The organism is Leptospira borgpetersenii serovar Javanica (assembly GCF_003046425.1).
Classification (GTDB): Bacteria; Spirochaetota; Leptospiria; order Leptospirales; family Leptospiraceae; genus Leptospira; species Leptospira borgpetersenii.
This window is the reverse complement of record NZ_QAJG01000003.1, coordinates 37,501-59,740: the sequence shown is the minus strand read 5'-3', so window position 1 is coordinate 59,740 and position 22,240 is coordinate 37,501. Positions and strand designations below refer to the sequence as shown.

17 protein-coding genes (1 of these 17 cut by a window edge) are annotated in these 22,240 nt (G+C 40.4%); 7 read left to right on the top strand and 10 right to left on the bottom strand.

Annotated elements, in window-relative coordinates; all coding sequences use genetic code 11:
• Positions 1-261: 261 nt before the first annotated feature.
• The 3 genes from lon (at position 262) to CLV95_RS03060 (ending at position 5,536) form a co-directional block, all read left to right on the top strand.
• Entirely contained in the window at positions 262-2,739 is a 2,478-nt protein-coding gene (gene lon, locus CLV95_RS03070; RefSeq protein ID WP_002724703.1) for an endopeptidase La, read from the top strand.
• Between the two features lie 71 nt (positions 2,740-2,810).
• Positions 2,811-3,935, top strand: coding sequence for a DegT/DnrJ/EryC1/StrS aminotransferase family protein (locus CLV95_RS03065; RefSeq protein ID WP_002724694.1), 1,125 nt, complete (start codon positions 2,811-2,813; stop codon positions 3,933-3,935).
• Between the two features lie 1,118 nt (positions 3,936-5,053).
• Positions 5,054-5,536, top strand: a complete 483-nt coding sequence (locus CLV95_RS03060; RefSeq protein ID WP_002724705.1) for a Dps family protein — start codon at positions 5,054-5,056, stop codon at positions 5,534-5,536.
• Positions 5,537-5,969: 433 nt separating this feature from the next.
• Here CLV95_RS03060 and CLV95_RS03055 read toward each other — a convergent pair whose 3' ends face one another.
• The gene (locus CLV95_RS03055; RefSeq protein WP_002724697.1) at positions 5,970-7,451 is read right to left on the bottom strand and encodes an aldehyde dehydrogenase family protein; all 1,482 of its coding nucleotides are present in this window, start codon (positions 7,449-7,451) and stop codon (positions 5,970-5,972) included.
• Positions 7,452-8,083: 632 nt separating this feature from the next.
• Between CLV95_RS03055 and CLV95_RS03050 the strand changes: the two genes are divergently transcribed.
• Positions 8,084-9,610, top strand: coding sequence for an HDOD domain-containing protein (locus tag CLV95_RS03050; protein WP_002735628.1), 1,527 nt, complete (start codon positions 8,084-8,086; stop codon positions 9,608-9,610).
• A 103-nt stretch (positions 9,611-9,713) separates the two neighbouring features.
• On the opposite strand, the gene CLV95_RS03045 is transcribed toward CLV95_RS03050, so the two are convergent.
• Positions 9,714-10,718: a hypothetical protein gene (locus CLV95_RS03045; protein WP_002724707.1), complete on the bottom strand. Its 1,005-nt coding sequence runs from the start codon at positions 10,716-10,718 to the stop codon at positions 9,714-9,716.
• Positions 10,719-11,331: 613 nt separating this feature from the next.
• Complete coding sequence (locus tag CLV95_RS03040) at positions 11,332-12,021, bottom strand: HAD-IA family hydrolase (protein ID WP_107694862.1); 690 nt, start codon at positions 12,019-12,021, stop codon at positions 11,332-11,334.
• A 99-nt stretch (positions 12,022-12,120) separates the two neighbouring features.
• Here CLV95_RS03040 and CLV95_RS03035 point away from each other — a divergent pair, with 99 nt between their 5' ends.
• Complete coding sequence (locus tag CLV95_RS03035) at positions 12,121-12,831, top strand: DJ-1/PfpI family protein (RefSeq protein WP_016749464.1); 711 nt, start codon at positions 12,121-12,123, stop codon at positions 12,829-12,831.
• Positions 12,832-12,886: 55 nt separating this feature from the next.
• On the opposite strand, the gene CLV95_RS03030 is transcribed toward CLV95_RS03035, so the two are convergent.
• Complete coding sequence (locus tag CLV95_RS03030) at positions 12,887-14,098, bottom strand: serine hydrolase domain-containing protein (RefSeq protein WP_002735527.1); 1,212 nt, start codon at positions 14,096-14,098, stop codon at positions 12,887-12,889.
• A 167-nt stretch (positions 14,099-14,265) separates the two neighbouring features.
• Here CLV95_RS03030 and CLV95_RS03025 point away from each other — a divergent pair, with 167 nt between their 5' ends.
• Positions 14,266-14,748, top strand: a complete 483-nt coding sequence (locus CLV95_RS03025; protein ID WP_026053950.1) for an LIC_10730 family protein — start codon at positions 14,266-14,268, stop codon at positions 14,746-14,748.
• Positions 14,749-14,755: 7 nt separating this feature from the next.
• Here the strand turns inward: CLV95_RS03025 and CLV95_RS03020 are convergent, their stop codons facing one another.
• Together CLV95_RS03020 and hisE are read right to left on the bottom strand one after the other, a co-directional pair.
• Positions 14,756-16,564 carry a hypothetical protein gene (locus CLV95_RS03020; protein WP_002723012.1) on the bottom strand — a complete coding sequence of 603 codons (1,809 nt, stop codon included), beginning with the start codon at positions 16,562-16,564 and terminating at the stop codon, positions 14,756-14,758.
• A gap of 4 nt (positions 16,565-16,568) precedes the next feature.
• Positions 16,569-16,847 (bottom strand): phosphoribosyl-ATP diphosphatase, encoded by a 279-nt coding sequence (gene hisE, locus CLV95_RS03015; protein ID WP_002723023.1) that lies wholly within the window; start codon positions 16,845-16,847, stop codon positions 16,569-16,571.
• Positions 16,848-17,053: 206 nt separating this feature from the next.
• Here hisE and CLV95_RS03010 point away from each other — a divergent pair, with 206 nt between their 5' ends.
• Positions 17,054-18,064, top strand: a complete 1,011-nt coding sequence (locus CLV95_RS03010; protein WP_002729683.1) for a thioredoxin fold domain-containing protein — start codon at positions 17,054-17,056, stop codon at positions 18,062-18,064.
• A gap of 67 nt (positions 18,065-18,131) precedes the next feature.
• Here the strand turns inward: CLV95_RS03010 and CLV95_RS03005 are convergent, their stop codons facing one another.
• The 4 genes in view from CLV95_RS03005 to mraY are tightly spaced (at most 2 nt apart) and all read right to left on the bottom strand, a layout consistent with a single transcriptional unit that may run on beyond the window.
• Complete coding sequence (locus CLV95_RS03005; RefSeq protein ID WP_010706030.1) at positions 18,132-19,715, bottom strand: UDP-N-acetylmuramate--L-alanine ligase; 1,584 nt, start codon at positions 19,713-19,715, stop codon at positions 18,132-18,134.
• Between the two features lie 2 nt (positions 19,716-19,717).
• Positions 19,718-20,794: a UDP-N-acetylglucosamine--N-acetylmuramyl-(pentapeptide) pyrophosphoryl-undecaprenol N-acetylglucosamine transferase gene (locus CLV95_RS03000; RefSeq protein ID WP_002735604.1), complete on the bottom strand. Its 1,077-nt coding sequence runs from the start codon at positions 20,792-20,794 to the stop codon at positions 19,718-19,720.
• Positions 20,791-21,945 (bottom strand): FtsW/RodA/SpoVE family cell cycle protein, encoded by a 1,155-nt coding sequence (locus tag CLV95_RS02995; RefSeq protein WP_002723024.1) that lies wholly within the window; start codon positions 21,943-21,945, stop codon positions 20,791-20,793. Before CLV95_RS02995 ends, CLV95_RS03000 begins: the two co-directional genes overlap by 4 nt.
• Positions 21,942-22,240, bottom strand: partial view of a phospho-N-acetylmuramoyl-pentapeptide-transferase gene (gene mraY / locus CLV95_RS02990; protein WP_002723034.1) — the 3' end only. It continues 814 nt past the right edge of the window; only the last 299 of its 1,113 coding nucleotides appear in the window; its start codon lies off the right edge, out of view; its stop codon occupies positions 21,942-21,944. The genes CLV95_RS02995 and mraY overlap by 4 nt, the downstream gene beginning before the upstream one ends.

Below are 22,240 nucleotides of genomic sequence, written 5' to 3'. Positions count from 1 at the left end.
TTTGATATTCAGAGTCATCATTCAAAAATACAAATAATATTTTTCGATCCATTTAAAAAATGAGAGGGATGAAAAGACGCGTACTTGAAGAAAAATTTTGTTTCCAATACTTGTTGAAAGATCGATTCGAAGGGAAGTTCTTCGGGCTTTCGAGATTTTTTAGGCACAAAATGGATCGGATTTGATTTGAGAATCTCTTCCGGTATAAGAACCTGGACAAAATCCGGTTCTCCGGAATGTTTTCAGATTTAAGGAGGTCTTTTGGAGCCTTTAGAGGATTTATCGGGTATTGAAGAGAATTCAATTGTTCCATTGGACTTGATTTTACCGTCGGAACTTTTTTTAGTTCCGATTAAATCTCGACCGGTATTCCCGGGTATCATCACACCTTTAATTGTTCCTAACGGTAAGTTCGCAAAGGCCGTGGAGCAATCTCTCAAGGGAAATTCTTTTTTGGGGCTCGTTCTTTTGAAGGACGAGGAAAACGAAAAGGAAACTTCCGAAAACATCTATCAGTTCGGCGTCGTCGCTAAAATTTTAAAAAAAGTACATTTACCTGATGATGCGGTCAATATTCTCATCAATACGATTTGTCGTTTTAAAATCGATTCCTATAACAGTAAAGATCCGTTGATTGCCAAGGTCTCCTATCCGGAGGAGGAACCTGGAGCGCCGAAAAACACGATCAAAGCAATGATGAGAACCTTACTTGTCATGACGAGAGAACTTGCACAAAACAATCCGCTATTTACGGAAGAAATGAAACTTACCATGTTGAACGTAAATGAGCCTGGGAAGATGGCGGACTTTGTCTGTTCTATTCTTAACCTGGAAAAAGAAGAATATCAATCCGTCATCGAATCTAATATTCTTAAGGAGAGAATCGAAAAGGTTCTTCTCTTTTTAAAGAAAGAGATCGAACTCGTATCCATTCAAAGGGAAATTTCCGATCAAATCCAAGACAAAATCGACAAACAACAAAGACAATTCTTTTTACGAGAACAACTCAAGGCGATACAGAACGAACTCGGTATCAAGGATGATAAGTTCGAAAAAAAATACGAAAAATTTCTGGAACGACTGAAATCCATCGGTGCGGATACCGAGGTCATCGAGGAGGTAAGCAGAGAATTGGATAAGTTCTCTTATGCGGATCCGAATACCGGAGATTATAACGTTATCCGAAATTACTTGGATATTCTAGAATCCCTTCCTTGGGAGCCTGCACCTGCAAGAGAAATCGATTTGGACAAGGCTAAAAAAACCTTGGACAGAGATCATTATAAACTTGAGGACGTGAAGGATAGGATCTTGGAGTTCCTCGCTGTCAAAAAATTGAAAAGCGATGAAAAAGGAACGATTCTTTTATTAGTCGGCCCTCCGGGTGTAGGGAAAACTTCGATTGCGAGGTCCATTGCCGAAGCTATGGGAAGAAAATTTTTTCGATTCTCCGTCGGAGGAATGAGGGACGAGGCCGAAATTAAGGGTCATCGAAGAACCTACATCGGTTCTATGCCCGGTAAAATTATTTCCGCTCTTAGGATCACAAAGGAAAAAGATTGTGTTATCTTGCTTGACGAGATCGATAAACTTGCAACAGGCATTCAAGGGGATCCGGCTTCCGCTTTTTTGGAAGTTTTGGATCCGGAACAAAATAAGAATTTTAGGGATCATTATCTGGATCTTCCATTCGATATTTCGAATGTGTTTTTTATAGCGACCGCCAATACGTTGGATTCCATCTCCAGGATTCTTTTGGATCGGATGGAAATTATTAATCTTTCGGGTTATATTACGGACGAAAAAGTGCAAATCTTTCAGAGATACCTTTGGAAAAAGGTTCTTGCGAAAAACGGGGTAACTTCTTACGGAATTGAGTTCGATAAAAAAGCGGTGGTTTCTTTGATCGATTCTTATTCGAGAGAATCCGGAGTTCGCGGTTTGGAAAAGGTTACTGATAAGCTCGTTCGTAAGATTGCGATGAAAATCGTAAAGAAGGAGCCCTTCCCGAAAGTTATTCTAGAAAAAGATCTTGAAACGTTTTTAGGAGTGCCAAAGTTTACAAACGAAAGAATGATTCGTACCTCGGTTCCTGGTACCGCGCTCGGTCTTGCGTGGACTTCTGTCGGAGGAGCGACACTTCTTATAGAAGCTCTTTTTGTAAAAGGAAAGGGAGGAATTCTTCTTACCGGGATGATCGGAAAAACGATGGAGGAATCCTCGAACATCGCTTTGAGTTATATTAAGAATTTTTTAAGTAAGGACGAATTGTTCAAAGATCGGATGATACATTTGCACGTTCCGGATGGGGCGACTCCGAAAGACGGTCCTTCTGCGGGAATCACAATGGCGACCGCGATCCTTTCCCTTGCCTTGAATACAAAAGTGAAGGCGGGCTACGGGATGACCGGGGAACTCACTCTTACGGGGGAAGTTCTTGCAATTGGGGGCTTACGTGAAAAGATCGTAGCGGCAAAAAGAGTCGGAATTTATAAAATCATTTATCCAAAAGACAATCTCCAGCATCTGGAGGAAATTCCGGACTATGTAAAAAAAGGAATGTCTTTTTTTCCGGTCAGTCGCTATGAGGAAGTTGCCGCGATGGTGTTCGACGAAAAGATTCTTCTGAAAGTAAATCCTTCTTTTAAGGAGAACTTAAAGTTAATCACAACTTCGGCAGGAAAAACGGCTCCGAAAAAAAAGACGGTATCCAAAAAAAGAACGACTTCTTCGAAGTAGAGGGTCGACTCGAAAAGAGTGACATATTTTAGAATGTTATTATATACAAATTTAGAATTCAGGAGAGCCGAATGGGCGTTCCATTTATCGATATCAAAAGGTTTGAGTCGGGGTTGTTGGAAGAATGGGAAGAAAAGGTCAAAATTCTCAGTAAGAATGCAAGTTTTATCGGTGGAGAAGAAGTTTCTCTTTTAGAAAGAAATCTCGCGTCTCAAGCGGAAACTAAGTATTCCGTGGCTTGCGCGAACGGAACGGATGCTCTTCAATTGGCGCTTCGTGCGTTAGGAGTCGGAAAAGGAGACGCTGTTTTACTTCCTGATTCCACCTTTTGGGCGACATTTGAATCGGTCGTAAACGTAGGAGCCGATCCTTACACTGTCGATACCGATCCGAATGATCTTCAGATGGACTTTACCGTGTTTGAGAAAGCGTTGGAAAAGGTCAAACCTAAGGCGGCGATAATCGTTCACCTTTACGGTTGGGGTTCCGCCCGTCTTGAGGATTTTCGTAAGCTTTGTAGATCGAAAGAAATTCCCTTATTGGAAGACGGCGCTCAGTGTTACGGTGTTAAATACAAAGGGACGTCTATCTACAAAGGCGCGTTGATTGCAACTACTTCCTTTTATCCGGCTAAAGTTTTAGGCGGCGCCGGTGATGGAGGTGCGGTCTTTACGAACGACGAAAAACTCGCGAACAAGGTGAGAATGCTTGCCAATCATGGAAGGATTTCTCATTACGCATACGGAGACGTGGGTTGGAATTCTAGATTGGATACTTTACAAGCCGCCTTTCTTAATATTAACTTGAAACATCTTGAAGCCAGAATTGTTTCGCGTAGAAAAATAGCACAAAAATATTATGAAATACTCCCGAACCTTGGGGTCCAAGTAATTCATCCGCCTAAAGATTACGAAGAGAACGGATATTGTAATGTGACTCTTGCCGCTCCGGAAGAACGTTCTGTGATTCAAGAAGTTCTAAAAGAAAAAGAGATCGGTTTCGGCAATATTTATCCCGGCGCTATGAGTGATCAACCGGGAGCAAAACCTTATATCAAAGAAAAATTCGGAGATAGACACACGACTGGAAAAATTTGCGCTTCGGTTCTCAACTATCCTTTGTTCCCCTATATGAAAGAAGAGGAGTTGGAAGAAATTTTCTCTGCGATTCGTGTGTATAATTCTAAAAAGAAGTAAATTTGAGCGGTGATCCATTGTTCTTTTGCATTTTGAGTCTGAAGAAAAATATCTTTAAACGATCTGGCAAGTTTTTAAAAAACGTGGGAGTTCCCACAGAAACCGTCGCATTGGCGGTTTTCTCCCGTCGTTTAAAATTGTAGTAGCTTTTACATTCCTAAGGTTTTGAGACAAGTTCTAAGTATAGTTGTGCCCACAGATTATGGAGAATTTATAGATTTTTAAATCGTCTTTTCACAGTTTTACAACATTCAAGAGTTCTAAATTCTGTTTTCGATGTATTGTTCCGTCTTTCCCAATGATATCGAAACGTAGTATTTTTGATTTCCCGTTTCCTGTAATACTCTGATCGAGGTCATCCCTTTTGGAAAATCTTTTTAATTCTTTAGGTCATCTATTTTTGTTTTTTTTCATTGAACATAGTTTACCTGATTCTTTTAATTTACGGAAGGTCTGTTGGTTATTACTCATAACTATATAATAAAGTACCTAATATTTTGCATGGAATCAGTGTTTTGTGATAAAATTAACGGTACTTAATTTTATAGAGATCAGTAGGCGGTTGTAATACTTTTGCTGTCCTTTAATTTTTTATGGACGCCATTTGGAAATTACGAATTCGGTTTCTATTTTTTCGGAAAAATCCCCGCGCAAAGGATCGAAGCGGGGCCCATTCCACTTAAGTATTGATGGTCGATGATCGGTAAATTCGAATGGACCGAAGCTGAGAGCCTGGTGGTCGGACGACTTCAAAGTAATTTTCTTGTTTGTCGAAAAAATACCTGTCCGACCATGCGCCCAACGTTCTTTTAAGAATTAAAATTTCGCACATTTTTTAAGGTTAACAAAATACCAACCTTTTTCGGATCCGGTGAGAATCCCGCCGATTATACTACCATTAAAAATGCAGTAACTCCTGTATTGATTCTATTACTATTCTGTAATTAGCTTGCCTATTTTATTTTGGATGGACTTCGAGTTTTTTTGATAGCATAAGTTCTTCGGAAAACGACTCAGAATAAATCCTTTTCAAAATGGGTGCGAGGTTTTGGAACAAGCTGTAAGTTTTTTCTTGTTCTTTTATGTTTTCAGTCTATTATAAAACGGGGGGTCTAAATATGAAAGACATAGATATCGGAATATCCGAAAAAAATAGAGAAACCATCAATGCAGGACTGCAAAAACTTCTGGCCGATACTTACATTTTATACTTTAAAACGCATAGTTATCACTGGAACGTAACCGGCCCGCAATTTAATACTCTTCATCTGATGTTTCAAACTCAATACAACGAACTTTGGCTTTCCATCGATCTAATCGCGGAAAGGATCCGTTCGTTGGGTTTTTACGCCCCGAGTTCGTCCCACCAATTAGGTAAATTGACTTCGATTCATGAAGAAGGAGGAGTTCCTCACGCGGAAGATATGATTCGCCATTTGGTAAGCGGACACGAGACCGTGATTAGAACGGCACGTTCCCTTCTTCCTGCCGCAGACGAAGGAGGGGACGAAGTGACCCTGGATCTTCTTACTCAACGATTGGAGGTTCATGAAAAAACCGCCTGGATGCTTCGTAGTTTGCTGATCGTCGAGAACACATGAAATTTGAGGCCTAATTTTTTAAGCGGAACGGGCGTAAGGTGGCCGTTCCGCTTAAAAAAGACTTACGGATTTTTGAGCTTAAAGGACTTTAGAAAGCCTGTCCTAGATCCTTAAAAGAATCGGTTACAATCTTTGTAACAAAATGTAGTTGTTTCCACGTTTTAGGCGTTAGGACTTTGGGATAGGTCCTAACCTTGCCTTTTTTCTCACACGTGGTGTTGAAACCGTTCGACCAATTCTTTCTAGTTAGTTATGAACTATTCCCCATATACATGGGGTTGATGTATGTGTTGTAAAGTCCTAAAATTAGGTTCACGAAAATCAAACTGCTTGATGAATGAAATGAGGAATCAAAAGGGCTCAATGTTATTCACGAATACTGAAAGCCCTGATTTCTAAACACTTCTACGAATATCAATATTGCCTCGCGATGTCAAACGAGGAATTTCTTCGTTAGGGTAACAAGCCGTTTCACAAAATTCGTATAAGGCGGATACATCAACCCGATCGAACTCAAAGCGGCTTGACGTAGAACAGAACGTTCGTGAGAAAACGCCTTGAATCCGAAATAACCGTGGTAACTTCCGTGGCCGGAATGATTGACTCCTCCAAAAGGAAGATGCGGATTTACGAGGTGAAGAATCACGTCGTTGACCGCGACTCCTCCGGAAGAAGTCTCTTTCAGAATCTTTTTGATTGGACGTTCCTTTTTACCGAAAATATATAGAGCCAGTGGTTTCGGTTTGGAGTTAATCTTTTTAATCGCCTCGTCCAGGTTCGTATAAGGGATCATAGGAAGAACGGGCCCGAAGATTTCATCTTCCATAATATTCGAATTTTCTGGTACATTACTGAGGAGAGTGGGTTCGATATAATTTTGAGAAGCGTCCGTTTCGCCTCCCATTTCGATCTTAGCACCTTTTTCTACGGCTTCGTGTATATAGCCGGAAACTCTATTGAAGTTACGATCGTTTACGATTCTACAGAAGTCCGGATTCTCCTTAAGGGCTTTTCCGTCTTTACCGTAAAATTCTTTTATAACCGATTTTGCCTCTTCCACGAAAGGTTTGATGAGGTCGTCGGGAATGAGCAGATAGTCGGGAGCGACACAGGTTTGTCCCGCATTCAATACTTTTCCCCAAACGATTTTTTTAGCGGCCTTTTTAATATCCGCGCTTTTGTCGATGATCGCAGGAGATTTTCCACCTAACTCGAGTGTAACGCTAGTAAGATGTTTGGCTGCCGCGGTCATCACGATTTTCCCTACTTGAGTGCTTCCCGTAAAAAAGATATGATCCAAAGGAAGTTCCATAAGCGCACCGGAAACTTGATAATCTCCTTCGAAAACGGCGACTTCCTCTTTTGGGAACACTTCGGTTATAATCTTTTGAATTAAATTGGAGGTAACCGGAGTAAATTCGGAAGGTTTGATTAGGACCGTATTGCCCGCGGCGATTGCAGCTGCGAGGGGAGCAAAGGTAAGATAAAACGGATAATTCCAAGGTCCGATAATTAAAACGACTCCGCGAGGTTCGTAAAGGATCTGGCTTTTGGCACCGAAAAGGGTCACCGGAGTTTTGGCTTTTACCGGTTTCATCCATCTACGAACGTGTTTGATCGCATCATTGATTTCCGAAATCGAAGGCATAATTTCCGTGATGTCCACCTCTCTTTCATTCTTACGGAAATCGGCGTTTACCGCTTTTTCGATTTCGGGAGTATATTTAAAAATCGCTTCTTTCAGTTTTTTCAATCTCTGAATGCGCTGACTCGCCGTGGTCAATTTCATTACTTTATGGAAATGTTTTTTTTGGAGATGAAACACTCGTTCGATCTCCGTCTTGTCTACGGTCGGAAGAGTGGGAGTAAGATTAGAATACGGTGATTTTACCGGAGATTCTTGTATAGTTGGCATCGAAATAAGCTCCTCATATGGTTCAGAAATTCATTTTCGGGGATGGACCCGGTCAAAGTCAGGCGGGCTTATTCTACCATTGTGGAGTCGGAAAGCAATTCTTTTTATAAAGCCCCGAATCTCGTTCTTGAGCAGATTTTGGGACGAGTTGTAAGTTTATTTCAAAAGTTGGAATGTTGGATTTTCTTCAAAAAAAGATAATTCGACGCAATTTTCTGAGGCTTCCGAATCTTTGAAAAAATCGCCGTTGGTTTTTGGATCATATAAAAGGGAAAATTGGGACATTATATACGAATTTTATAATGCGACAAGAACTGTAAAAGAATGGTTAACGTTTTTATTTTACGGGGAAAATGAAACGAACAGATGAAAGTTTCGACCTACTTTTAGAGATAAGGAACATAAATCAATTTTGCCGATAGCCGAAATTCATGAAGGAAGAATTTTTTGTCGTTTCTTTTCTTTGAAATCGTCGGAAATTCAATACCGAAAAGATTATCATAATAGCGGACGTTTATCGGAATGGATATGGGTTTTTGGAATGAGCTTTTAAAATGGAACGGATCGGAATTTTTTCTTGAAAGCTCAGATCACTTGACAGCAACGGAACGTAAACGGAAGAATCATCGAATATGAGTCAAAACGAAACTTTAGAACTTCATCATCATAGCGATTTAGGACTTTATAGCAACCTTAAAGATTTGGATCATCCTGTTCTAGAAAACTCTCCTGTTCATTATCGATTTCATAATCTCACCGAAGACGTGGACTCTATCATCAGTAGAACCTTGGACCGTTATCTGCTTCAACTCGACATCATTTACGTAAGAGACTCCGTTTTTACGACTCTTAAGGAAACGATCGCCAACTCGATCAAAGCAAACGTCAAACGGATTTATTTCCGGGAATTAAAAGCGGATATTCATAATCCTGAAATTTACAAACAAAAAATTTTAGGATTTAAAAAGGACTATTTGGACAACAAGGAAAAATACGAGGAACTTCTTTTTAAAAACAACTTCGTAGTTTTGGTATCTTTCGTTTATAACAATGATATGATTCGGATCCGAGTGATGAATAACGTGAAACTCAGTCCGACTGAGGTGGAGAGAATCAATCAAAGAATCGGAAAGGCGAAACTCTATAACGATCTCGCCGAAGCCTTCCTGGAAGCCGGAGACGAAACCGAAGGGGCGGGACTTGGACTTGTGATGTCCTTGATGATGTTGAAGAACGACGGTCTTTCCGAGACGTCTTACAAGATCGAAAGTCAAGGGGATAACACGAGCGTAATTATTGATATCCCTTTGAACGTCACGAAAGAAAATCTTCAACTTCAGCAAACACGGGATATCCTTAAGAACATCGACGGACTTCCGACATTTCCAAGATTAATCCAAGACATCCAAACGATGATAGAAAAGCCTAATTCTTCCATCGCTCAGATTGCGGAAATCATCAAAAAGGACGTAGCTCTCTCCGCGAATATTCTCAAACTTGCAAATTCAGCCGCTTTTATTCGTACGAACAAAGTGGAAACTTTGGACAGGGCGATTCAACTGATCGGCCTCAAAGAACTCAACCAACTTCTGTTTTCTCTCGGAACCAAACAGATTCTCGAAGACAAGTTTCCTGCGTTTCTTTCGATCTGGGAAAAATCCAATCAATGCGCTTTCTACTGTAAGTTGATCGCATCAAAGACCGAACTTCCCAAGGATGCTGTCAGTAATCTTATGTCCGCCGCTTTGTTGCACGACATAGGAGAAATTATTCTTATTTCCTTGGAAGAAAGAACGATGAAGAATATCGGTAAAATATCCGCATCTAAAGAGATTGCGTCCGCCGTATCGATGGAAGAGGCCACATTAGGAATTACTCATACGAAAGTCGGTGCGCTGATCTCTGAAAAATGGAATTTTCCGGATTTATATACAAAAGCGATGGAATTTCATCATAGACCTCTGACCGTCGAAGAGGAATACATTCCTTATATTTATCCGATCTATCTTGCGGATATGATGGTTAAGATCAACAACGAAGAGGCTAAGTACGGCGAGATCCCCGAAAAGGTTCTTCAGTTTTGTAAATTCGAAAGTGCAGGAGATTTTCACTCCTTTAGAACCAGGGCTTTGGAAAGTTTCTTATCAAGAACCGGATAATATTAGTGAATTATAAAATTTGAATTTTAAGAAAATCTTTATAGAGTCTTTCTCACATCCTACCGAAATGGAAGATAAACCCAAAAAGTTTTGGGTTTCATTTTTAAACTTCTGGTTGCATTCCATGGGAAAAATCGTCAGTGAGAATTTCAAAAGCCGTTTTACGGTTCGAAGTCAGTTTCGCATATACAAGGTCTTTCTTTCGTTTCACAAAAAGTTCTGCGTTGGCGATCTTGCTGTTCAGACAATATTTCCAGCCACCGGGCGGATTCCGATATTGAAGACAGGCAAAGTCTCGAGGTTCCGCATGGATTCTTCCTCTAATTTGGATCTCACTTGAGTTCGCCGCAAAATTCCAATCGAAGTAGTGATATTTCGCCCTACCGAAACTTAAGAACGGATGATTGAGTTTATAATCCTTACCTTTAAACCGAAATACGATCGGGGTAATTGACGGAGTCCATATGGGGCCGATCTTTAACTTTGCGGTGGCAAGTTCCAAGAAAGAATCCGCCTCTTCTTCGAAACCGACAACTTGTCCCCAAGCATATTGGTCGGTATGTTTGGATCCCCAGTTATGATTGTGGCTTCCGATCCAATCTTGAACTTGAATCTCTTGAGAACCGAGTTTTAAACTTCCGGAAACTTTCACTCTAGGATTTCCAACCAACACCTTCGCTTTTGGAAAATTTCTTTCATACAAATTTTCGGGAAAAAGAAAAAGTGTAGGACTGCCGCCTGAAATTTTTAGATCCCAGAAAAATTTTTCAGAGTCTTTGTTATTTCCCGCTTTTCCTAAAAGATACGAATCCGAAAGTTCAGAATCTCCGATCTTAACGGAGAATGGTATGGACTGAAACTTACATTTTTCGATCGGGAATTCCGACTTGGATATGAAATGAGTATTTTTTTTTCCGTCGAAATAAATGGCCCAAAGTTCTCCGATTGCTTTTTCGGGATGATTTTTCGGTGAAAAAATCGTATAACGAATCCATACCGCCTGACACGTGTTAGGATGATTCGCTCTGACAAACCAACTTTCATAGTGTCCTGTCGGATCGTCCGCTTTGAATCGCGGGTGATTGAAATTGGATGAGATTCCGCCCATAGTTTTCCTTGAATCAAAAGAATTCCGACTCTTTTACGGGATTGTCTCTCTTTCTCAAGTATAATTCTCATTTTTGAATCTTATTTTCTATCGAGTTTTTATATTTTTTGAAGATTGAGTTGATTCGATTTCAAATTTCAATAGATGTATATTATAAACGGAATCCGTGGGGAATCCTTCCGTTTTGTGAAATTCGAACGTCTCACTTTTTGGCGTTTGATGGAATTTAAGGTGCCTTGTTCTCTGAGCTCGAAGCAAACGCTTTCTATCATAGTCGAACCCAGCAACTACTTGGATACGAGGATAGATCCGTCGGAATTCCGACAAATCCTCCATGAAACAAGCGCGGTTTTCACCCGTGTTTGACAGGAAAATTCCGATAGTTTTTCTCTATCGGGAAATCATACTTTTTGCAAGTAAAAAGCCTTACTCTTGTCCGTACAATTGAAAAACCTGCGTTTTTAATCTTCCTTATTACGACTCAACTTGTACGGGTTCTTTATAAAGATCGCGTTGATTTCACAACTACGTTGTGAGCCCTTCACGACTCTCTGTTGTTTGTTGAAAGGGCTTAAGGACAAGATCTAAAGATGGGAAAGAATTCGCTCCGCTTCTATAAAAGTCGAATCAATTCCGAAAGGGATTCCAAATCTCCTTTTTTGTTTTTTAAATAGGATCTCCAATCTAAAGATCTCGGAACTACGATATCCAATTCGTATTTGTCTCCGCAATAAACCAGACAATCTCCGGAAAGTCCCACCAAACGCATTGCCTCTTTGAAAATCTTTGGAGAGGGTTTTTCATATCCGAATTCGGCGCTAACTATTAGAGGATTAAAATATTCTAATATTTCTTTTGCTTCCAAAAGTGCTCTAAGTCTGTGATCCCAATTTGAAATTACTCCGAGTCCCCAATTTTCATTTTTACAATAATCCTTGAGTTTCCAAAACCCCGGGTCTACGATCCAAAGTTCCGGGTCCGCAAATTTATTATAGATGATCGGAAACGCTTTTTCAAGTGGAACGCGGTCCGGAATTCTTTCTAAAAAATCTGAGAGTAATTCCTTCCACCAACCTTGAGTTTTTCCCGGATGAAATTGATATTTATCTTTATGTTCAGGCGGAGAATTCTCGTGCATCTTATGCCATGATTCGGAGAATGCCTTCCTGTAGATTTCTTGTGCGTTTTTTTCCCTTTTAAACCCCGCTTCTACGAGGATGTCAAGATAGGTTTCGCCGGCCGACTTTTTCGGATGAAGGATCGTATCTCCTACGTCCAAGAATAAATATTTATCATAACCCACGTGCTTACTTTTTTCCCCCCCCCCGAAGTTTTTGCATCAAGGAATTCTAAAATCAAAAATGTCTTGAAAGTCGCATTAAAATATTTACGCTCAAAATTTATGTCAGGTTCTAATCTTTCCATCGGGATTTTTATCTTTTCGGGTGTCACACAACTTGATTTTACGGGACCTTATGAAGTTTTTTCAAGAATTCCAAACGTAAGAATATTCCTATTCGCTCGATCGAAGGAACCGATTGTGGCGGAATCGGGAATGACATGGATTTCCGACTATGATTTTTCGAATTGTCCCGATTTCGACATTCTACTTGTACCAGGAGGCGCCGGAACTACTCTTCTTATGGAGGAATTTGAAGTTTTAAATTTTCTCAAAACAAAAACGGAAAATTCTAAATTTATCACTTCGGTTTGTACAGGTTCTTTGATACTTGCTGCAGCCGGCCTTCTCGACGGATATAAGGCGACGACTCATTGGCTTTCCTTAGATGTTTTAAAGTTGTTTCCGGTTCAAATTTCCGGCGAACGTTTTGTCAAAGATCGTAATCGGATCACCGGTGGCGGGGTTACTGCGGGAATCGACTTTGCCCTTTTTTTAACCGCCGAACTTTTCGGGACCGAACTTGCTGAAGAAATTCAACTTATGATCGAATACAATCCGGCTCCTCCTTTTACTTCGGGGCATCCGACGACCGCCACTTCTCATTTGGTGGAGAAAGTGAAACTCAGTCGGGAAACCGCTCAAAATCGTAGAAAGGCGGCGGCTATTCGGGTTTTAGCATTCAACAAAAAAACGTCGAAATCCGGTTTGTAGTTTTAGAAAACTATGATCCTACCTTTCATCTTAGAGAAACAGAGTTTTGGAATATTCATTTTTTATGATGAATTAGATGAGGCTCGTCCAGATCCTTCCAAAGCGCCGGATTTCCGGCCGTGAGCGATGCTTCGTGAATTTCCTTTAAGAACTCGGCTTCTTTTTCCGGACTTTTTTTCTTTTGCTTCGAATCCAAGGATTCCTTTACACTTGCAAGGATTTTGTCCAAAAGAAAATGAATCGGCTTGTCCCAAATTGCGGCGGTGGTCACGATCACCATTCTTCTATGAGGGATTACGTACACGAATTGACTTCCTTTTCCGTTTGCCATAAACGTTTTTTTCCCTTCGAATTGGTGCATCCACAATTGATAACCGTAATTTTGTGAGATTCCCGGTTTGATTGCTTGTTTGATCCAATCGAGTTTGAGGATTTTCTTACGTTGATAATTTCCGTTGTTCAAGTAGAGGATTCCGAACTTCACCATATCAATCGGTCTTAGTCTCAGACCGAAACCGGCGGTCTGTCTTCCCGAAGGGGATGTGTACCATTCATAACCTTTAAAATCAAGCCAAGAGAATAAAGTATTTTCCGCAAAATGAAGCAGTGTCATACCTGCTTTGTTTTCCAAAACCGCTGCGGCAAGTTGAGAATCTCCGTTGCTGTAGTCGAATTTTGTTCCCGGTTTATCTTTCACTTCGGGTAATAATGCGATTATGAGGGGATCTTCCGCGGTTCGAATATCCTCTCGTTCCGGAAACTCGGACCAGCGCATTCCGGACGACATATGAAGAACGTCTCTGAGTCGAAGAGACTCTTTGCCTTCGAGTAAAGGAAAAGGTAGGTTTCCGAGGGAAAGAAGGGAATTCATCACCGGCTCGTTCACTGTTTTTAGAATTCCTTCGAAATTTAAAATTCCAAGTAGAGTGGATGTAACGGTTTTTGTAACCGAATAAACACTGTGATTATGATTGCGGGTAATATCTCTCGCATAACGTTCCATAATCAATTTTCCGTCTTTTACGATCAGAAGAGAACGGACTTCGAGTCCTTCTTCACGGATGGATTTTGATAAACGAAGTAGGGGAATTGAATCCAAACCTACATCTTCCGGAAGGGCGATCGAAAATCCCTCGAAAGGAGTTCTATTGAGTTGTTTCGGCGCTAAAAAACGAGAGGGGTTTCCTAATATTACTTCTCCCTCGCGTCCGGTGGAGGCACAGGAAAGGATCCATCCGACCCAAATTAGAAAAAGGAAAATTCTCATACGAACCTTACTCTTTTTCGTAAGAGATTCAAATCGATCCTTTTTCTTTTGAGTTTCCGATTTTTGAAATTTATTTCCTATAATTTTTACAAGTTGAACTGGTTCTAAAAGTATTTTTTAATCGGATTTGAGTAGCTTTTTGTGAAAATTTACTTAGTGTTTTTATGATGAATTCAAAACTCATTTTACGTTTTTTTCTAATATGCTTATTTTGCATTTTGATTTTAACCATGGGTTGTTTGGTTCGAGTTGATTGGGATCAACCGAATCAAAAAAACGTGAAAAAAGTTCCGTCTCCCGATGCCTTTCCCCGAGCCGAGGATGCCAATCTTACACAAGCGGAACGAGCGCGGCTTATCAAGGAAGGAAAACGGGCCGGATTTTCTCCGGAAGGTTTTGAACTCGTTCATAATCAAGAATCCAAATTTTCTTACGAGTATGCTTGTACTCAACTTCTTGCCAAGTGTCAGGGAAATTGTATGGAAGAATGGTATCCTTTTACGTCTATCTTTTTGCCAATCATAGGCTATAGAAGCGCGAAACAACGACAGTGTATGGATCGATGTAATCAATTCTGTAAACTTCCCAGCCGCATTCTTTCCGGTGAAACGAGTACAGCTCCGACAGATCCCGGGTCGCAATTTCGTTAAAAGAGTGTCAAAGTATATTTCTGTTCTTGAATGTTTTTGTCGGCCGGATCCCAAAATATTCCTGGGATAACATCGATTTCAAATCTTCGTCTTTCCAATTCTTAAAAGGAAGTCCGTACAAAGTGGTACGGTACGTATCTAGATCAAATGGATAAAAAAAACCCTTTGGGAATCTGGTTTTGAAATTTCCTGCACCGAAAAACGTAAAATCGACGATAACTTTCCAACGCTCTTTCGTCCAAATATCTTCTTCGCTTAACAATCGGATTTCGTAGAAAAAGCGATCCAGTTCCGGATTTGAAAGCGAAACGGTGGTTTCTTCGATATATTTCTTATAACCTTGAGGCAAAAGACGAATGTAATGACCGGGAAAACCCTTGCCGGGTAATCTCGCTAAAAATGGATCGGTGATTCCCAAAAGATCGATCCAGTGAATTCCGGGTCCGCCGTAAAATCCCGGCAATCCTACATTAGTTGTAATCTGAACCTGTCGGAAGTTCGTCTTAGGGTTGTTCAGCGCGATTTTTTTTGCATATTGTGCCCAAGGATGAGTGTCGGGAGTGATTCCCTCAAACCAATATTTTAAAGAGGTATTATCTTGGTACGAAGCTCTTTCGTCTACGATGCCTTTTTCCACTCGAATCGGGGATCTCTGAAAGATGTAACGTAGAGGCGAGGCGGAATACGCGAAAAAATAAACCGAAACGATTATACTCGAAATGAATAAGAATTTTTGAATATTCAATTTTGAGCCTTCAAAATGAAGGGCTAAAAAAAGGGATTGGGAAAAAACGGAAACGATCAAACAGGTACCTAAAAATCTCCCGGCCATAAAGTCTCCTCCGATCCAGAGAAGATACAAAAACACCAAGGCTATCGAAGCGAAACCGAAGAACAGAATTCCTTTGTCTTTTTCGGATAGCGCCCATTTCGTTTTTGTAAATCGTCGGAGAATCGGCCCTGAAATTATCCAAAAGATATGCATTCCGAAAATAAAAAGAGCGATCAGATCCCATTTTAAGCTGATTCTGAGATAGTCCCAGCCGACTGAGATTTGTTCCGGAAAGGACGGTAATACGTTCGTCTTGGCATAGAACGTATTCGGGAACGGTGAGCCAAAGTAGACGAGTGAAAAACCAAAATAAAGCAACCAAATAAATATTCCTAAAAAGGAATATTTTAAAAATTGAATTCTTTGGTCTCTGAAAATTTTTACCAAAAGGATAAACGAGGGCACTACTAAAAAAAGAATCAAGTCTAAGCGGGTTAAAAGTAAGAGTCCGGCTAAAAGTCCGATTTCGAGAGAATCAGCAGTTGTGTTGTTTGGTTTTCCGTTTAAATACAACGAATAGAACTTGATTTCGAAAAGGAGAAGGAGCAGAAATGAAAGAGGATTTTCCAAACCTGAAGTATTATAATCTATGAATATTCTAGAAGAGAAAAACGTTAACAAAGAGATGAAGATCAATCCGAGACCGTATCGAAATTTCAAAAGAGTGAGACAATAAACTGATAAAAAAAGGATCCCGCAGGCATAAGATAAAATATAAGCCGAAGCCGAAATGTCTTGAACGATCCATTGGGTCGGAACCAACAAAAAAAGCCAAAGCGGATGAGTATAGACCTGAACCCTTTCCCAAGGATTCCATCGAAGACCGAATCCGTTTAGAAAGTTATCCACAACTCGAAATGTGATGAATGAATCGTCGCTCAACCAGGCGCTATGATAAAAAAGAACCGTGTAAAGAAGAAATAAAAAAAAGAGGATAATTCTGCTGGAAATTTTTTTGGGAAGGACGGCTTCTGGAAGATCCATCGTTTTAAGAGTGTCGTTTGCGAAGTTCTTCTACGACATCCTGTAGAGAAAGTTCTTGTTCTACGAGCAACACTTGTAAATGAAAAAGCAGATCAGCCGCTTCGTGAGTGAGTTCCTTTTTATCGGAATTTTTAGCGGCAATGATTACCTCTCCGGCTTCTTCTCCTACTTTTTTGAGAATTCGATCCACTCCACCTCGAAACAAATCCGCGGTATAAGATTTATCGGGAAGGTCTTGTTTTCTTTTTTTCAGAATGTTTTCTAACTGTAATAAAAATTCCATAGTTTCCTTTACAAAATCTGCCTCTAATTTTCCCGGACTCCGATTCTCCGACAACCGTATTTTTTGAGTTCTTCCGAAAGAAAACGCTGGCTAAGGAATTTACAAAAGAATCTTATGATCGGGGGTGAAAAACTTACTAGAACTTTACATCTCCGATCAGTCATTCAAACGTGGAGTTCCCACAAGGGAGTGACTTTTATTTGTAAATGTATGATTTTATGATAAAGAAAAACCTCTCGAATTTTCCCTCCCCTTCATCCAAAGTGAGGATAGGGCCGAATTATCACAGGGAGCTTTCGTATTTACGACAGGATCTATTTTCGGATTCAAATAATTTATGGGTAAAGTCGAAGTTGCGGCTTTTTAAATTTAACACAACATTTTCTCTTAGGTATGTTCGATTTTTATCTTTTTCAACTTCCGTTTTGTTTTGTGTAATTTTCTGTTTGCCGATTTCGGCTGAAATTCAATGGGAAAAATCCGTCAAGACCGCTTTTGAAAAAGCAAAAATCAACGGAAAACCGATTTTTATCGATGTTTATGCGGATTGGTGTGGTTACTGCAAGATTTTGAAAAATGAGATCTATCCTAAAAAAGAAGTTCAACTAGAACTTTCTAAGTTCGTTACACTTTCTTTAGACGGTGATACCTTTCCGAATTTAAAACGTAAATACGGAATCAAAGGCTATCCCTCGATTCTTTTTTTGGATCAGAATGGAAGTCTCATCGATAAAATTACCGGGATGCCGGATTCCAAAATGATTCTCAAATATTTGAAAAACGCATACGCTCATAGAAACTTAGAGAAAGAATATCTTGAAAAATTAGCCAAAGATCCAAACGGGATTAAGACCAACTTTCAAGTGGGAGTTTATTATTTCGAAGCGAAAGAATATACAAAGGCCATTCAATTTTTTCGGAAAGTAATCGATGCAAACGATACAAAGAATACGGATAAAAAACACGACGCATTGTTTAATTTGGGAATTTCTTATTTAGAAGTCGGAAATTTTAAGTTCGCAATTGCCACTTTCAATTCGTATATTTCCAGATATCCGAACGGGGATCTATCTTCGATCCTTTTCTTTCGAGCAAACGCATACGAAGAATTGAATCGAAAAGAAGAAGCAAAGGCCGATTACAAAAAGGTTCTAGAACTAACAGTTGACCCGGAAGAAAAAAGGGATCTTCAATTTAGGATCGATTCATTGAATTAAGATATTTTAATATTCTATTTTAATTGTACATAGCTCGTGTCGATTATATACGAGTTCCTTTATGTAATTAATCTTTTAAGAAGGCGAGCCCCCAATCTCTTACGTTACCGGCTCCTAAAGTGATGAGTTTGTCTCCAGGTTTCAGAGAATTTTTCAATATGAAAATTCCTTCAGAAATTTCTTTGGGGAGAATTTTTGCGGAAACTTTCATAGAATCCAAAATGAGTTCTGTTCCCACGCCCTCGATCGGATCTTCTCCTGCGGGGTAGATCGGTAAAAGATACACCGATTCTCCGGTATCCAGACTTTCGGCGAATTCCTTATAAAGATTTTGCGTCCGAGTATATCGATGGGGTTGAAAAAGAATGATCGCCCTTCCGTTTTTTTTCAGACCTTCCATGGACTGAATCACCGCCTTGATTTCCGTGGGATGGTGTCCGTAATCGTCATAGACCTCGATACCGTTTTTGCTACCTAAATATTCGAGTCTTCTGCTGACACCGGAGTATTCCGAAATTTGAGAAACGAGTTCCGTAACGGGCGCACCCGCCTCGGAACAGGCCAGAATTGCAGCCAAAGCGTTTTTTAAATAGTGTTCGCCCGGATATTTAAGGAAAAAGGAATATTCCTTTTCTTGAAATCGAAAACTAAGATTGCCGGACTCGATCGTGTAATATATGATTTTAGAAGAATCGATATCCCGTAAGACGTCGTTTGTCGTATCGTCTTGAGCATCGAACGTTTCAGTTTTTGAAACTTTCCCTTTTGAGTATTGCGAAATGCTTTTTTCCCCGATCTGTGACGTTTTTTTTTCTAAGTTAGATGAAATTACTCTGTTTCCTGAAGAACTTGAATCCGTTGTGCGAGTTCCTTCAACATTTGAATTGTGTGAAGGGTTCTTTGCGATTTCGCCGGAAACAAAAACTTTACAAAATCCTAATATTTTAGAATGGTCTTGGATCAGCGCGAGAGAATCCCGGATTCCGATGTCGTCTAAATTCAGGATCAATTTCCAAGAGGTACGCTCCATGTAACGTGCAAAAGCGCTCAGGAGATTCTCCCGAGTCAGATAATGATCCAAATGATCTTCATCCACATTGGTAAGAACCCGGATTTCCGCATTATGATTGTTGAATGTTCCGTCCGATTCGTCCGATTCGAAGATCCCCCATTCTCCTTTTCCCCAGGAACCGCCTTTACCGTCCAAAAACGCGACTTCTCCTCCAACCATGATAGACGGTGACATCCCGCATTTTTCCAGCAGGAATGCGATCATAGCGCTCGTCGTCGTTTTACCGTGGGAACCCGCGACGGAAATTTGTTTTTTTTCCGACATGACCTGATGAAGTAGTTCCGACCGATGCACTAAAGGAATTCCCTTGTCTTTGAATTTTTTCACCAAAGGATGAGACTCCAACCGGATCGCGGAAGAATAAACCGCGAGATCGTAATTCTCCACTTCTAAAACGTCGGATTTATGTAGCACGGTTGCGCCGTTTAAAACCAGTTTTTCCACGACCGCTGAATGTTTTCCGTCGTAGCCTCCGACTTTAAGCCCCTTACTCAAAAGTAAAAATGCGAGAGAGGACATGCCGGAACCGCCGATTCCTAGAAAGAACGGTTTTTGAAAGGACAATCTGTTTAAACTCATCATCAATCGAGAGAGAAAAAATATTTCACCGTGTCTTTGGAAGCATCCACGTGGGAGCACTGAAGAGAACTGATAGACATGTCGTTTAACAGATTTACGTTATTTGCAATTTGATCTAAAACTTTGAAAAGATGGGATTCGTCCTCGTCCTTTTGATCGATTACGATTGCGGCCCCGTTGAGTTCTAAATATCTTGCGTTTGCCATTTGGTGATCATCTTTTGCGTACGGATAAGGAATCAAAATCATAGGTAATGCGAACGCTGCACACTCGGAAAGGACGCCCGAACCCGCGCGGGCGATCACGAAGTTTGCCCATTCGTAGTGTTCTTTCATGTTGTCGGAATAAGAAATAAGTTCGGCATCTTTTTTCGTTTTTTTGGAAACTTCCTCGTATAACGCGGAACCGGTTAATACTCGAAATCGAAACTGAGTGTTGATTTCCTCGTGTCCCATCAATGCAATGACGATATTGTTGATCTGTCTCGCTCCTTGACTTCCGCCCATCACAAGCACGTTGAATTGTGTTTTCTTTTTGGTGTCGTATTTTTCGGAGAACTTCAAAGACATTTTAGGGAGCGTTTTTTTTCTGAGCGGATTTCCGAGAACTTGATAATTACAGGGGATCGCGGAATTTTTCGGCGGAAAACTAAAAGCGGCTTTGTTCGCAAATCGAAAGAACAATCGGCTCACGTTTCCGGGGACGGTGTTTTGTTCGCAAAGATAGATTTTCTTTTTAAAAAGGATCCCGTAAAGTATGGAAGATACGGTGGAATAACCTCCCATTCCGATTACTACGTCTACATTCAATTTTTTGAATAAAAGAAACGTTTTTAAAATCTGAATTGTATAACGAAAAGGAAATAGAAAAATGTTACTCGAAAGTGGTGGAAGGTTATGCCACAGAACCGGACAAGGAGCTTGTTCTAAATCCGGATTGTTTTGATTGCGGATCAAGGAATATAAATATAAGTTTTCGTATCCTATCTTTTCTTTCAAGTCGGTTAATACTTCCGCCAGAGCCACCCCCGGGGAAATATGTCCCCCGGTTCCGCCGGCCGCGATTACGATCGATCTCATAATCCCAGGTTTTCCTTTCGCGTAATATTGACAAGAATTCCAAGAGAAATCAGTACGATGAGAATTGACGATCCTCCGTAACTCACGAACGGCAAACTGATCCCCGTAATCGGAAAAATTCCCGTAACGACGAACATATTGATGATGAACTGAGTGCCTAAGATAATCAGAATTCCCGCTCCTAAGTAAAATCCGAACGGATCTTTGACTTTTTGGACGAGATAAAAACTTCGGAATAACAAAAGAAGGATCAGAAAAATAAAAGTCAGAAACCCAAAAAAACCGAAATCTTCGACGAACGTCGCGAGTACGAAGTCGGTATGACTGTATGTTAGATATCTGTGTGCGTAACCGGACGCTAATTTATTTCCAAACCAACCCCCGTCTAAAAAAGCGCGGAACGATGTTACGAGCTGGTGTCCCTCATCGAAACGATAACGATACGGATCGAGCCAAACCTCTACTCTCTTCTTTCGATAGCCGACACGATCGATTAAAATATAGATCAGAGGAAGAGAAACGATTCCCATGGCGAGCAGATTTCTAAACGGAACTCCGAATAAAAAGATAAAACCCAAAATCACAAATAGGATTTCGAGAGTGGTTCCAAAAGCAGGTTCGATTAGGATCAAAACGATTACCGTCAAAAGAAATAGGGCGGGGATCAGAAGTTTTTTGTAGTCGGGAGCGGATTCCAACTTCAACTTTTGAAATAGGGAAGAGAGATAAATCAGAACCGCGATTTTTGCGACCTCCGAAGGTTGTAATTGATACGGGCCGATCGCGATCCATCTATGGAAATTTCTTCCGTAATAAGTGGAAACGGATTTTCCAACTCCGGGTATAAACACCAAAATCAAAAGACCGATCGCGGCGATCATACCTACTAGGGCGAGTTTTTCAAGTTTGTGATAAGGAAACACGGAAAAGAAAAAGAAGAAAACCAAGCCGATGCAGATCCAGATAGCCTGTTTTTTTAAAAAATATTCCGAATCTTTAAACTCTCTCCAAGCGGAGATGCTCGAGGAAGAATACATAACGCAAAGTCCGAAAAAAAGAAGGATAAAAATCGTTACGATCAGAAGAACATCCAGAGAATTTTTTCCCGGAAGCCAGATTTCTCTCCATTTTTTTGCGATAAATCCGATCATTGAATTTTCAAAGTCGAAAGCGAGATGATGGCGAGAATAACAGCTATGATCCAGAAACGGATCACGATTTTGGTTTCCTTGACCCCTCCTAACTCGAAGTGATGATGTAGGGGGGCCATCTTAAAAATTCTTTTTCCGGTCAGTTTAAACGAACCGACTTGAAGGATCACGGAAAGGGCCTCGCCGACGAAAATCGCTCCCAAAATCAAAAGAAGAATTTCCTTTTTCAAAAGGATCACGATCATCCCGAGTGTTGCGCCTAAAAATAAGGAACCTGTATCACCCATAAACACCT